At 34.4% G+C, this 13,981-nt stretch carries 15 protein-coding genes; 7 read left to right on the top strand and 8 right to left on the bottom strand.

Going from position 1 to position 13,981, the window contains the following annotated elements; all coding sequences use genetic code 11:
- Window positions 1–59: 59 nt before the first annotated feature.
- The 4 genes from BMY39_RS14655 to BMY39_RS14640 form a co-directional block, all read right to left on the bottom strand.
- On the bottom strand, window positions 60–524 hold the full coding sequence (locus BMY39_RS14655) for a hypothetical protein (protein ID WP_092581019.1): 465 nt from the start codon (window positions 522–524) through the stop codon (window positions 60–62).
- Window positions 525–529: 5 nt separating this feature from the next.
- Window positions 530–757 (bottom strand): hypothetical protein, encoded by a 228-nt coding sequence (locus BMY39_RS14650; protein WP_092581017.1) that lies wholly within the window; start codon window positions 755–757, stop codon window positions 530–532.
- Window positions 758–1,182: 425 nt separating this feature from the next.
- Complete coding sequence (locus BMY39_RS14645; RefSeq protein ID WP_092581015.1) at window positions 1,183–1,839, bottom strand: hypothetical protein; 657 nt, start codon at window positions 1,837–1,839, stop codon at window positions 1,183–1,185.
- Between the two features lie 166 nt (window positions 1,840–2,005).
- Complete coding sequence (locus tag BMY39_RS14640) at window positions 2,006–2,476, bottom strand: hypothetical protein (protein ID WP_143064786.1); 471 nt, start codon at window positions 2,474–2,476, stop codon at window positions 2,006–2,008.
- A gap of 741 nt (window positions 2,477–3,217) precedes the next feature.
- On the opposite strand from BMY39_RS14640, the gene BMY39_RS14635 reads away from it, so the two are divergent.
- The 7 genes from BMY39_RS14635 (at window position 3,218) to BMY39_RS14605 (ending at window position 9,615) form a co-directional block, all read left to right on the top strand.
- Window positions 3,218–4,666 carry a type III PLP-dependent enzyme domain-containing protein gene (locus tag BMY39_RS14635; RefSeq protein WP_092581011.1) on the top strand — a complete coding sequence of 483 codons (1,449 nt, stop codon included), beginning with the start codon at window positions 3,218–3,220 and terminating at the stop codon, window positions 4,664–4,666.
- Window positions 4,667–4,670: 4 nt separating this feature from the next.
- Complete coding sequence (gene speB, locus BMY39_RS14630; protein ID WP_177176618.1) at window positions 4,671–5,606, top strand: agmatinase; 936 nt, start codon at window positions 4,671–4,673, stop codon at window positions 5,604–5,606.
- Window positions 5,593–6,570 (top strand): deoxyhypusine synthase family protein, encoded by a 978-nt coding sequence (locus BMY39_RS14625; protein WP_092581007.1) that lies wholly within the window; start codon window positions 5,593–5,595, stop codon window positions 6,568–6,570. The genes speB and BMY39_RS14625 overlap by 14 nt, the downstream gene beginning before the upstream one ends.
- Before the next feature lie 2 nt (window positions 6,571–6,572).
- The gene (locus BMY39_RS14620) at window positions 6,573–8,096 is read left to right on the top strand and encodes a bifunctional GNAT family N-acetyltransferase/carbon-nitrogen hydrolase family protein (protein WP_092581005.1); all 1,524 of its coding nucleotides are present in this window, start codon (window positions 6,573–6,575) and stop codon (window positions 8,094–8,096) included.
- A gap of 63 nt (window positions 8,097–8,159) precedes the next feature.
- A complete protein-coding gene (locus BMY39_RS14615; RefSeq protein WP_092581003.1) occupies window positions 8,160–8,495 on the top strand; it encodes a hypothetical protein in 336 nt (111 codons plus the stop codon).
- 13 nt (window positions 8,496–8,508) lie between these two features.
- Window positions 8,509–8,730, top strand: a complete 222-nt coding sequence (locus tag BMY39_RS14610; RefSeq protein WP_092581001.1) for a hypothetical protein — start codon at window positions 8,509–8,511, stop codon at window positions 8,728–8,730.
- Between the two features lie 504 nt (window positions 8,731–9,234).
- The gene (locus BMY39_RS14605; protein WP_092580999.1) at window positions 9,235–9,615 is read left to right on the top strand and encodes a hypothetical protein; all 381 of its coding nucleotides are present in this window, start codon (window positions 9,235–9,237) and stop codon (window positions 9,613–9,615) included.
- 64 nt (window positions 9,616–9,679) lie between these two features.
- Here the strand turns inward: BMY39_RS14605 and BMY39_RS14600 are convergent, their stop codons facing one another.
- The 4 genes from BMY39_RS14600 to BMY39_RS14585 all read right to left on the bottom strand — a co-directional run bounded on the left by BMY39_RS14600 (window position 9,680) and on the right by BMY39_RS14585 (window position 13,952).
- Window positions 9,680–11,188: an MptA/MptB family glycosyltransferase gene (locus BMY39_RS14600; RefSeq protein ID WP_092580997.1), complete on the bottom strand. Its 1,509-nt coding sequence runs from the start codon at window positions 11,186–11,188 to the stop codon at window positions 9,680–9,682.
- Between the two features lie 90 nt (window positions 11,189–11,278).
- Window positions 11,279–12,766 (bottom strand): cellulose synthase family protein, encoded by a 1,488-nt coding sequence (locus tag BMY39_RS14595; protein ID WP_092580995.1) that lies wholly within the window; start codon window positions 12,764–12,766, stop codon window positions 11,279–11,281.
- Window positions 12,766–13,479, bottom strand: coding sequence for a glycosyltransferase family 2 protein (locus tag BMY39_RS14590; RefSeq protein WP_092580993.1), 714 nt, complete (start codon window positions 13,477–13,479; stop codon window positions 12,766–12,768). Before BMY39_RS14590 ends, BMY39_RS14595 begins: the two co-directional genes overlap by 1 nt.
- Window positions 13,476–13,952: a toxin-antitoxin system YwqK family antitoxin gene (locus BMY39_RS14585; protein WP_092580991.1), complete on the bottom strand. Its 477-nt coding sequence runs from the start codon at window positions 13,950–13,952 to the stop codon at window positions 13,476–13,478. Before BMY39_RS14585 ends, BMY39_RS14590 begins: the two co-directional genes overlap by 4 nt.
- Window positions 13,953–13,981 lie beyond the last annotated feature (29 nt).

Below are 13,981 nucleotides of genomic sequence, written 5' to 3'. Positions count from 1 at the left end.
GCCTTTGCTATTGCAAAAAGTGGATTGCCTTATGATGAGAACTTTGTTTCAAAATTAGCTCAATAATACTTGTTTTTTAACTCAGTTCTTTGTTGTGCACTGTTTTTATTAAGATACTCTTTTGCGTCTCTTAAATTCAATTCCGTTTCGTCAGCTCCACGTCCAGTTCTATTCTTGTTAAATGCTGGTTCATCAAGACGGTCAAGTGCGACCAATATTTGAAAAACCGCAATTCCATTTTCGTTTTCCAATTCAGTCCGCAACCATTTTTTAAATTCCGAGATTAAATTCTGATTTCCAATTTTTGATAAACTCCAATATCCGCTAACTCGTTCTTCCTCATTTTCATAAATTCCAGAGTTCAATCCGTCAACAATAATTTTCTCCAAATCAGTCGGTTTGAATTTGGTCAATTCCGATTCCGCAATTATTCTTTTTTCATATTCCGAGTGAGAATTTCCGTTCGCTTTTTCAAAGATAAAAGCAGTTTCTGTAAACTGTTCGTTGGTTAATTTTTCTGTCATTGAATTTAGTCATCGATAAAATCCCAAGGAATTTCTTTTTTAAAACTCTGAATGCATTCTTCCATTAATTCAAGAGAAATATTTTCTTTAAAAACTCGAATTGTTCTCGTTTTTTCTGTGTCATCTCTAAAAATTTCCACAACCAATTCATCATTCCGATAGATTTCAACTCCAATTCCGTCACGTTCGTTAACGTCACTTGCAATTATGACTCTATCTTTATTTTCTTTCATTTAAGATTTTTCTGAAATTGTGCACAACGGTCAGGGATTATGCTCTGTGGATGCGCAGCATACACGTTAAGAGCATTAGCTGCGCATCTATAGAGTATATCCTCATGTTGTGTGCTGTAGTGCAAGTTAAGAAAAAAAGCTAGCAGAAAGTCTTAAAGCTAATTGATGCGTAGTTATTCCCTGACCGTTGAGGGTTATAGAGTGTTATGGGAGTCGTAAAAAAACCAGCTGTTTTCAAGAGTGCTGGTTTTTTTGCAGCGAAGTAACACGTCACTTGTGCTATAACCCTCAACGTGTTTGTGTATGATTTCGTTGCGTGTTTAAGCACTAAAGTTAGCAAATAAATCACAGATAGAAAGTCCGCGAGGACTTTCGTAAGTAAGCTGTAACTAGCAATGAATTATACACAATGTTAGCAGCTGTTTTTATTTCCGTTTGTCTTCTTCAATAAATTCATTTAAGTCTTCTAATTTTCCAGAAAAGGGATTTCGGTTAGTTAGTTTTTCCCAAATTTTGGACTCAACTAAATTGTCCGAAATTCCTTTTTTAAATACATAAAATGGGTTAAGACTATCGCCAGTTTTTTTTACTTTATCATAGTATATGAATTTCCTTTCATCGTCGAGTATTTCAATCTGCTCAATTTTGTTCTTGAGTTTTCTAACTCCGAGAAAATCTTGTCCGCCAATCAAAGTCAACTTTCCGTTATATTCCACGATAAAATGATTTCCCTCATCTTCAAAATTGGCGATTTTGATATACCTGTCAATATTGATTTCATTCACACGTACAATTCCGTTTTCAATATTTTTTTGTTTTTTCTTTAGATATTTTGGACGCGATACCAATAACGGTATATCGTAGTATAATAACCATAGGATAAAAAAGGATATAATTGACAAAATGATTATTAACCAAATCTTTGGGAAGTAATAAATCAGTAAAACAAAAGAAGTCAAAATGAAAATTTTCAGAAAAATCATTCCTAATTCTCTTGGGATTCTTGATTTAGATTCCTCAATCTGTTTTTTTAGAATTCTTTTTTCAGATTCGGTTAAATCTCTTTCGTATTCTTTTATCAATTATTTTGGGTTGATTGGTTCAAATTGCTGCTAACGTCTCCGGCTATGAGTAGTTGCGTGGTTTGGCACTTAACTTTGCAAGTACACACCAAACTGAAAATCCGCGAGGATTTTCAGAAGTAGGCGAGAACAAGCAATTACTTATAGCCATTGTTGTAAGCAGTTTTTATTCGTTTATTAAGGCTATTTTTTCATTTACTTTATCCATAAAATTATGTAGATAGTTTGGCACGTTAGCTTTCACTTGGTCAATCCTCCAACTTTTTACGTTTCCATTTTCCGAATATTGTATAAACAGTCCACCTCCATCAGCACAATCTGGACATCCAAAAACAGTTTCATTTTGACTCAGAAGTTGATTCGGGAAGAAATCGGTTAAGTTTTTGACATGTTCGAACGCATCATTTTCTAATTCAATGAATTCCATATTTTGCCCATTATAGTCGTCAACAGTATCTTCAAAAAGTGATTTGTCAGTAAGTTTATAAGTTTCTACACATCCTTCTCCAGCACATTCTCCGTAAAAATGTCCAAAAATCAGAAAATTTTGTTCGTTGATAATGATTTGGTTATCATCATCACTATTACACGATGATAAAATTCCGATTGTTAAAATTCCTAAAATTATTTTTTTCATAACTATCATTTATTTTGTAGATGTAAGAAGTTCTATTTGGTTGCGTTAAATTGCTTACAACTCGTATATATATACAGTTAATACGAAGATATAAAATTTGTGCAAATTATTCTAATCTAGCTGTACATGCTGTACTACAAGTTTTCAACAGTCATGCATTTTGTATATCAAATTTATTATTTTTGCATGGTTTGATATACAAAATGCCCGTAAATAGGAAACCTTAGTATTTAACTATATTGGTCAAAACTAGATCTATCGTTCAATCGCACAAGCAAGTACACAAATTTTATACCTTGGTAAGCGTCTCGGTGTATAATCTATGGTGGTTTTGTTAATCTAAGTTTTAAAGAAAACATCCTAATACATGCATGTTTCGCTAGCATCACTTTAAAAGTTTAAAAAAAAATCAAAAAACGTTTTGCGAATTGAAAAATAAATTACTTTTGCGTACCTTTTTTTGAGAAATTAAACATTAAACTCAAGAAAGTAGCTGAACAAATTGAAACCTGTTTCTATGTTCGGGCTTTTGAAAATTAGGAAGTCATATTCAAAAGCAGCTTACAGATTAAGTAACCGAATTTTAAAGCTAACTTCCGTATCTCCAATATATGCTGTACAGCATGAGTATGCCTTTGTGCCTACAACGTGCAAAGCCTTCCGTATTTGATATGTAATTGTTATTGCCGTAACCTGTAGCGCATACAAGATTTACATTTTTTAACTTTTTAAATACACACATTGAATACTAAATATATTGATTTAATACATCAAACTTTTGATTTTCCACAAGAAGAATTTAAAGTTGATAAAGGGCAATTGCATTTTCATGATATCGATTTAATGCAACTCACCAAACAGTACGGTGCACCACTAAAATTTACCTACTTGCCACAAATTTCAAATAACATTAATAAGGCAAAACAGTGGTTTGCTAATGCTATAGAAAAGCACAATTACAAGGGCAACTATAACTATTGTTACTGTACAAAAAGCAGTCATTTTAAGCATGTTCTAGATGAAGCCTTGAAGAATGATATCCACATTGAAACGTCTTCTGCTTTTGATATTGATATTGTTGAAAATTTAAAGGCCGATGGTAAAATTACCAACAACACCTATGTAATTAGTAACGGTTTTAAACGTGCGCAGTATATTACCAATATTGCCCGTTTAATAAATAATGGTCACAAAAATGCAATCCCGATTATTGATAATTACGAGGAAATAGATTTGCTCTCACAAGAGATCCATGGCAAATTTAATGTTGGAATTAGAATAGCTTCAGAAGAAGAACCAAAATTTGAATTCTACACCTCCCGTTTGGGTATAGGTTACAAAAATATAGTGCCGTTTTATAAAAGTCAGATTGCCAATAATAAAAAGGTTGAACTTAAAATGTTACACTTTTTTATAAATACGGGTATTCGTGATAATGCCTACTATTGGAACGAATTATTAAAATGTTTAAAGGTCTATACAAGCTTAAAAAAGATTTGTCCCTCGTTGGATAGTTTAAATATTGGCGGTGGTTTCCCTATAAAGAACTCATTGGCTTTTGATTTTGATTATGAGTATATGATTGATGAAATTATTAATCAAATTAAACTAACATGTGAAGAGGAAGAAGTAGATGTTCCAAACATTTTTACCGAATTTGGAAGTTTTACCGTTGGCGAAAGTGGTGGTGCCATTTACGAAGTATTGTACCAAAAACAACAAAACGATCGCGAAAAGTGGAACATGATAAACTCGTCTTTCATTACTACATTGCCTGATACTTGGGCGATAAACAAAAGGTTTATCTTGTTAGCGCTAAACCGTTGGCAAGATAGTTACGAGCGCGTACTATTGGGCGGCTTAACATGCGACAGTGATGATTATTACAACAGCGAACAGCACATGAATGCCATTTATCTGCCAAAATACCATAAAGAAAAACCATTGTATATCGGGTTTTTTAATACGGGAGCGTATCAAGAAACCATAGGTGGTTTTGGTGGCTTGCAACACTGTTTAATTCCATCGCCAAAACATATTTTAATCGATAGGGATACTGAGGGGAATATTACCACCAGACTGTTTAACGAACAACAAAAAAGTGAAGATTTACTAAAAATATTGGGTTACGAAAAGCAGTTAAAATCTGTTGAAGAAGACCTTGTAGAAGTACCCAAAGTTTATAATTAATACAATGAAAAACACATATGCAGGAATTCCTGAGGAATTCGCAAAATTAGAACAAGCAAAAATTGTTTTAATTCCCGTACCTTATGATGGTACAAGTACATGGCAAAAAGGAGCCGATAAAGGCCCTCAAGCATTTTTAGAAGCTTCTGAAAATATGGAGCTTTATGATATTGAAACCGATACCGAAGTGTATCAACAAGGGGTGTTTTTAGCAGATGCAGTTACTGAAAATGCATCGCCAGAGGCTATGGTGGAAGCCGTACATCAAACCACAAAAAAATACATTAAGAAAAATAAATTTGTTACAGTTTTTGGAGGAGAACATTCCGTTTCCATAGGTACTATTCGCGCCTTTAACGAGATGTATCCCAACCTAACAGTATTGCATATTGATGCGCATGCCGATTTAAGGGAATCCTACGAAGGCTCCAACTGTAATCATGCCTGCGCTGTATATGAGGCAAGCCAGAACACCAATTTGATTCAAGTGGGGATTCGTTCCATGGATATAATCGAAAAAACGGTGATGGACGAAGAGAAAACTTATTTTGCACATGAAATGGCTATTGACGATTCTTGGATGGATTCTGCCATAGACCAGATGACAGATAATGTGTTTATTACGTTCGATTTAGATGCTTTCGACCCATCAATTTTACCAAGTACAGGCACACCCGAACCAGGTGGTTTGTTATGGTATGAAACCCTTGAGTTTTTAAAACAGGTATTTGAAGAGAAGAACGTGGTTGGTTTTGATATTGTGGAATTATGCCCTAATTCAAAAGAAAAATCATCAGACTTTTTAGCAGCAAAACTGTATTACAAAATGTTAAGCTATAAATTTTTGAATGATGCCGTAGACGATGAGTTTGATAACGATTACAATGCTACAGAAACAAAAAAGAACACGTTAAAATTCGCAGAAGATGATAAGTACTAAAGGTCCTATTTCACAGTTTATAGAACAACATTATTTACATTTTAATGCCGCAGCTTTGGTAGATGCCGCCAAAGGCTACGAAGCTCAATTAAACAATGGAGCAAAAATGCTGGTGTCTCTAGCAGGTGCCATGAGTACTGCCGAATTAGGAAAAAGTTTTGCGGAAATGATCCGTCAGGATAAAGTGCAAATCATATCGTGTACAGGGGCAAACCTTGAAGAGGATATTATGAATTTGGTGGCGCACTCGCATTACAAACGCGTACCAAATTATCGCGATTTAACACCAAAGGAAGAGTGGGATTTGTTAGAAAAAGGCTTAAATCGCGTAACGGATACGTGTATTCCAGAAGAGGAAGCATTCAGACGTTTGCAAGAACATATTTTTAAAATTTGGAAGGATGCTGAAGCCAACGGCGAACGCTATTTGCCTCATGAATACATGTATAAAATGTTACTCTCAGGGGTTTTAGAGCAATACTATGAAATTGATGTGAAGGATTCGTGGATGTATGCAGCAGCTGAGAAAAATTTACCTATTGTTTGCCCAGGTTGGGAAGATAGCACCATGGGCAATATTTTTGCAAGCTATGTGCTAAAAGGCGAGTTGAAAGCCAGCACTATGAAATCTGGTATCGAGTACATGACATTTTTAGCAGATTGGTATACCGAAAACTCATCAAACGGTATTGGTTTCTTTCAAATAGGTGGCGGTATTGCTGGCGATTTCCCCATTTGTGTGGTGCCTATGCTATATCAAGATATGGAACGTACCGACACGCCCTTTTGGAGTTATTTTTGTCAGATAAGCGATTCTACAACAAGTTACGGGTCCTATTCCGGGGCTGTTCCTAATGAGAAAATCACTTGGGGAAAGCTGGATATTGATACCCCAAAATTTATCATAGAAAGTGATGCCACTATTGTTGCGCCTTTAATTTTTGCCTATCTTTTGGGTATGTAATTATGAAGATAGAAAACATTGAAAATATTGAGCTAAAGTTTTTGACCGTAGACGATTACGAAGAATTAAAACATGCAACTTTAGAAGCTTATAGCGGGGTTTTGGATTCGTATTGGAAAAAACACCATATAGAGAAATTAACTTCACTTTTTCCTGAAGGTCAGGTAGTTATAAAAATTGATGGACAATTAGCAGGATGCGCATTGTCATTAATTGTAGATTATAATACGATTGACGATGAGCATACCTATGCCGATATTATTGAGGGAGAATCTTTTAACAGGCACGACCCTAAAGGAGATGTTTTGTATGGTATAGACGTTTTTATAAAACCTGAATTTCGAGGATTGCGTTTAGGAAGACGACTTTATGACTATAGAAAAGAAGTTTGTGAAAACCTTAACCTAAAAGGGATCATATTCGGCGGGAGAATGCCAAATTATCATAAGCATAAAGAGTTATCGCCAAAAGCTTATATAGAAAAGGTAAAGCGGAAAGAAATTCATGATCCGGTCTTAAACTTTCAAATTTCTAATGATTTTCACCCAGTACGAATTTTAAAAGGGTATTTAGAGGGAGATTCCGCATCCAACGAATATGCCGTATTAATGGAATGGGATAATATTTACTACACAAAGCCATCAAAAAAAGCAAGTGCAGTAAAAACCATTGTGCGATTGGGCCTAATTCAATGGCAAATGAGAACTTACAAAGATTTTGATGCTCTAATGCAACAGGTAGAGTACTTTATTGATAGTGTTGCGGCATACAGATCAGATTTTGCCCTATTACCAGAATTTTTTAACGCACCATTAATGGCAGAGTTTAATCATTTACATGAACCACAGGCCATACGTGAGCTAGCTAAATTCACTCAAAATATTGTAGATAAGTTAAAAGAGTATTCTATAAGTTATAATATAAATATTATTTCCGGGAGCATGCCAGAAGTTATAAACGACAAGCTATACAATGTAGGCTACTTGTGTAAACGTGACGGAAGTGTAGAGCGTTATGAAAAAATTCATGTTACACCAGATGAAGCAAAAGTGTGGGGTATGCAAAAAGGAAATAAATTAAATGCTTTTGATACAGATTGTGGTAAAATAGGCATTTTAATTTGTTATGATTCAGAGTTTCCCGAATTATCAAGACTTTTAGCAGATGAAGGCATGGATATTTTATTCGTACCTTTTTTAACAGATACTCAAAACGGTTATTCAAGAGTGCGACTGTGTGCTCAGGCTAGGGCTATAGAAAACGAATGCTACGTGGCTATTGCAGGTAGTGTTGGTAATTTACCTAACGTAAATAATATGGATATTCAATATGCGCAATCTGCCGTATTTACACCTTGTGACTTTTCATTCCCCAGTAATGGCATAAAAGCGGAAGCAACGCCAAATACTGAAATGATATTAGTAGCAGATGTTGATATTAGTTTATTAAGGGAACTACACTCCTTTGGTGCAGTAAAAAACCTTAAGGATAGAAGAAAAGATTTTTATGATGTAGTTCGAAAATAAAACTTAATAAATGTTATATTTAGAACATATTTTAACTCTAGCGAAAAAATTAAGACCGGCCCTATGAAAAATAGAAATGATAATTTAAAACGTGTCATTGTAGATTTTAAAAAGTTAACCCCAGAGATCCTTGCACTTTTAGTGGAAAAGTATCCTGATGGGTATGACGACGACCATATTATATCCTTTAGAAATCAACATAACGAACTTATAGAAGCTGTTGAAGTTGTTACTGAAGACACCAAGTATTTGGTGAAGGTAAGTACCAAACTAGAAGTAACTATGGAGAATTATGATGTAGATGATTATGAGGATTTTGACGACGACGATCCTGAAGCGGTACAACCTCCAAATATGGATGAGACTGCAGATCCTGAAGACGATAACGACGACGATTAAATATAGTAACATCATGAGAACAGCCGCTTTTAAGTCTTACAAAAACGGTTATTTTACCTTTTGGTTTGAAAACGGCGAGGAGTTAGCATTTGAAGAAGTACATCCTCGCGTATTAAAACAATTCGATTTAAAAAATGATAAAAGCCTGATTGATAAGGATTTCAGAATCACTTTCGTAGAAGATGGTGATGACGATGATCCTATCTACAGAGTGGAAAGTTTAAAACCTCTTTAAATAAAGATTTTACATCACTCATAATTGTTCGCGTTAGTTGCTTACCTAGTAACGTGTGCGATCAACTTAAAAGCTAGTAAACAGGAATTACAATGGCAATTGCTGCTTCAAGACAGCAACGAACTTTACTATAAAAGTAAATGAAAAATTTATCTACCTGTTCCAATATGGTACGGTGAGCTTTTTCAACATGACCTTTTGTGAAATAGAAAATGCATTTGAGCGTATAAAACCCTTTTGTGCACATTATTTTTATGAGAAGTTATCAGAATCCGTCGGTGTGTGGTCACCGAGGCGAATACTACAAAAGTGATATTTGCTACTATAATTCTACCTAGAATTGTTGAAAAAATGCTAGTCTAATCTCATCTAGGTATAAGAATAAAACGTATATTTAATTAGCTGACTACCAATTGATTTTAAAGTAAAATCATTTATAAGTTTTCGGGCTTCTGGTAGTATGTTTTCCGAAATAGAAAGGTTTAATTTTAAATTATTAAAAACATGAAAATACAAAGAATACTAGTTTTATTAGGGGTAATGATAGCATTTTTATCATTATCAAGTTTTACATCTCAAAAGGATTTTAATAATGTGGTGAACGGGGGAGAAGTCCAAGAGGGGCTTATCGTTTATGCTACTTTTGATGGAAAAGAAGATTACGGTTATAATTTTATAACAAAAGGAAAAGATGGTGAAGAGTATACCTTAACGTTTCAAAAAGTAGAAGATAGTGTTTTGAAAATGTTCGATTTGAATTCTGAGACTCTAATTGGCACAAAATTCAAAATCACATTTAATAAAGACGTAGAAATTTTTAAAGATGAAAATGAAATGGAAGATGAAGAAGAAATCAATACAATTACTCAGCTAGAAAAACTGTAACGTAAATTGTTATACTAAACTGTTCCATTACGTTGAACCCAAGTGTATATCAGCATTGTAAATTTTACGAGGCTTCCGTTATCGCGGGAGCCTTTTTTATAAATACCTCCCAGATAAATACACCATAAACAATACTGTATTCTAAAGCGATAACCCACAGGTTTTCAGACTTATCGGCTTTGTTTAAATTCACATACGCTAAATAACTCAGGATAATAACAAAACTCCATACTAGGGGGAATTTATATCTGGTGAACACCGAAAGTATTAACAAGGTTGCTACATACCAAGGGTGAACCGTAGTGGTTGTAAAATAATAGAATGATAACGCGAATAACATGGCAGTAATAAGTTCTACCATAGATTTATTTTTTCTAAAAAATGTCAGCATAAGTGTAAAAACAATCACCACGATTGGGATATACTGCCCAATAATGGCAATTTCATTGTAGCCTCTAAACGAGTATCCAATTGCCCTAGCGATGTAATAGATGCTTGCGTTAAACTCAAAATTTTGAAACCAAAGCGCTACGGTTTCAGCGTAGTTGTTTATGAATGCTGAAGAATAAAATGGAACGAAAAGCAAAACGGTTGTTATGATTACTATGAGATAAAAACCTACTAATCTTGTCATTCCTGCGAAGGCAGGAATCCATTTTATGTACTTGTCATGCTGAACGCTTGTGCTGAGTTTAACCGAAGTATTTTTCAGCATCTTTTTTTGCGCTGTAGTTTGCTTTTGGGATTTCTCGTCGCTCAGTTCTGTCGAAATGACATTACGCTTCACAAACCACTGAAAAAATAGAGGCAAAAACAGTAATGGTATCAATTTTACAGAAATAGAAAGCGCAAAGGCCACCGCTGCCCATTGCCATTTTGCAGCATAAAGCAAATACAAACTCCACACCAGAAAGAAAATCATCACACCCTCAAAATGAAGGTTTCCAGTGAGTTCTATAATTATAAAAGGGTTTAAAATATACCATAATATGTTGTAGGATGGAATTTTAAGTGTTTCTAAAAGCTTTTTACCAAAATGGAGCGTGCCAAAATCTGCAGCAATAATTAGTAGTCGCATAACAATCGCAGAACCTAAAATACTTTTCCCTGCAAATAACCCTGCAATAACAAAGCATAATTGGTTAATTGGTGGGTAATTAGTGTAATGACTTGCATTTAGTGCCCCCATACCATCTCTTAATGCTAACGCCTGGGCTACTGGATATTGTTCGGTATCAATAAAAGATTGAACAGTATGTAAATACGGATTGAAACCTTCTAAAATCATGCGTCCGTCCCAAATAAAACGGTAAAAATCTTGTGAAAGATTTGGAATAGCCAAAATAAAAATTGCTCTAAAACCAAATGCTAAATAAGTTAAAAGTTTGGGCCGATGCTTTAGTTGTTTTACCAATTGATAAAACATTGTAAATAGCATGGTGTAAAGGGCAATGAGCTTTACATATTCTGTTCTAGCCAAATCGTATGCAAAAAACCAATAGAGCACTGCACTCGCTAAGGCTAATAGCAACGGCGTTTTATGTAGTTTTAAAAAAGATGGGTTTAAAAGCACTAAGTAAATATAGTATTAATTGTTTTGGCTTTACTATGCTATTGCAAAACAGGACCTCGCTACGGTATGCTAGCTAATACAGACCATTAATTAAACTTTAGAAAGTATTGATTTAAAAAACACGTAGCCAAAACCTACAAAAAGCATTAGGTGAAAAGGAAACAACCCAAAATCTCCCCCTTGATCGCCTACAATGAATGCACTATACATGCCAAAACCAAAGTATAGCATTAAGGCACCTTCAAAAACAACATGAATCGAGATATTTTTTTTGATGTATTTGTTGTTTTTCCAATTGTCTTTAAACTTACTGATGTTAAACTTTGGCGTTCGCACAAATTCGCTTTTCTTTCCTAAGTGGCCTTCTAAAACAGCGATAGAGTTATGTAGCGAAAAGCCCATGGCTATAGAGAAAAACACAAAGAACATGCCTATATAGCCCACAAAGTTTTTAATGCCGCCTCCATAGGTTTTGCGATACATAATCCAATAGCACACAAAGAAAATAACCGTGCTAATTACGAAAAAGCTCATCACAAAAAAGTATGATTTTAAATGCGCATACTCATTTTTAATATAAAGCATTGGAATACTTAAAATAGCCACAACTAAAATATTAAAAAACATAGTGCTATTAAGTAAATGCAGTAAACCATGCACTTTAGTTTTTGCAGAAATATTGTCGCTTTTTAAAACGCGCCACATCATTTTTCTAAAATTTTCTGCACCACCTTTGTTCCATCTAAACTGCTGCGAACGCGCAGCGCTTATCACAATAGGTAATTCTGCTGGGGTTTCTACATCCTCCAAGTATTTAAATTCCCAATTCTTAAGTTGCGCACGATAGCTTAAATCTAAATCCTCGGTAAGTGTATCGCCTTCCCAATTTCCTGCATCTATAATACATTGCTTTCTCCATATTCCAGCAGTGCCGTTAAAGTTAATAAAATGGCCTTTGCTGTTGCGTCCCACCTGTTCCAAGGTAAAGTGGGCATCTAGGGCAAATGCTTGAATTTTTGTGAGCAACGAATAGTTACGATTAATATGCCCCCAGCGCGTTTGCACCACACCAAGATTTTTATTTTTAAAATAAGGAACAGTACGTTTTAACCAATCTTTTTGCGGTAAAAAATCTGAATCGAAAATAGCGATAAATTCGCCTTTGGCAACTTTAAGCCCCTCTTTTAGGGCGCCAGCTTTAAATCCTTTACGAATGGTTCTGGTAATGTGTTTAATATCTAAACCAGTTGCTTGAAGTTTTTCTATATGTGCTTTAGTGCTCGCTATAGTTTCATCTGTGGAATCATCTAAAACTTGAATTTCTAATTTGTCTTTTGGATAATCAATTTTGGCAATGTTGTCCAGTAAGCGTTCCATAACATACATTTCGTTGTAGACCGGTAGCTGTATGGTAACATACGGAACTTCATTTGGGTGTGATAAGTCAAATTTAGGTTCGTTCTCCTTTTTTTTAGCCGATAAATAGTTAAATAGTAGATTCAGCTGCGCCAAGGCATACATAAAAATAAGTAGTAATGCAATGGTGTAAATAACTATAATAACGGTTTCTATATACATTATTTGAGACTGTATTTAAAAATCCAACCCAATATTTTTACGCCTGCAAATATAGCACCTTTTACCGTTCCAGAAACTTTTGAGACGCCTATTCTATTACGGTAATTTACAGGTACTTCTGTGTAACTAAAATTTTGTTTTATGGCTTTAAGTTGCATTTCAACCGTCCATCCATAAGTCTTATCCTCCATGTTTAGCGCTAACAGCTTGTTATACTTAATAGCTCTAAATGGTCCTAAATCTGTAAATTTCGCGCCAAAAAACAAACGCATTAATGACGTAGCCAGCCAGTTTCCGAAAACTTGAGGGAAAGTCATAGAGCCCGTTTCTCTTAGTCGTTTTACACGTGCGCCAATTACAAAATCTATATCTTTTTCAATAATGGGCGCTACTATTTTGGTGAGTTCCTCGGGATAATCGCTATAATCACCATCCAAGAAAACAATGATCTCTGGTTTCTCAGTTTTTTTAGCAATATAATCCATACCTTTTAAACAGGCATATCCATATCCCTTTCTGTCTTCATTTAATACTGTTGCTCCGGCTTTTTTGGCGTTTAATTCGGTAGCATCATTAGAGTTGTTGCTTACTACAATAACCTCTTCAACATTTTTAGGAATGTCCTTAATTACGCTAGCTATAGAATCTGCCTCGTTATAAGCTGGAATTATAACGTTGATACTTGGGCTTTGCTCAGTACGGTTTTTTTTCATCTTAAATCTTTAAGATTATTGTCTTTTCTGAAAGATTTAAAATCTGTCCATTCCTTAATTTTTTTTCCGTTTTTATAACGTCTTGCCGATATGAGTTCTTCATTTTGATACATTAAGCAATACCCGTTCTTAACATTATTTTGTAATTGGCATTTATGATTTATTTTTTCCATATCGTCGTAAAACAACCACCAATTGTTCTTTTTACCATTAATAAAATGACCCTCGCTTTCCTTCATGCCATTTTCGCGATAAAAGTACCAATATTTTATAGGTTTATCGTTTTTATAATGTCCTTCTTTTTCTATGTTCCCATTTGGGTAATAAAATGTCCAGTAGTTGGTTTTTATATTATTTTCTAACCAACCTTCAGCTTTAATGTCTCCGTTTTTGTAGAATTCTTTTTGGTATTTCTTTTCGGTTAAAGCATTAAAGCTAATAAATAAGGATATTATGAGAATTAGGTTTTTCATTTACAATTTTTTGTTCCACAAAGATGTAT

The organism is Hyunsoonleella jejuensis (assembly GCF_900111025.1).
Taxonomy (GTDB): domain Bacteria; phylum Bacteroidota; class Bacteroidia; order Flavobacteriales; family Flavobacteriaceae; genus Jejuia; species Jejuia jejuensis.
This window is presented reverse-complemented; position numbering and strand designations above follow the sequence as displayed.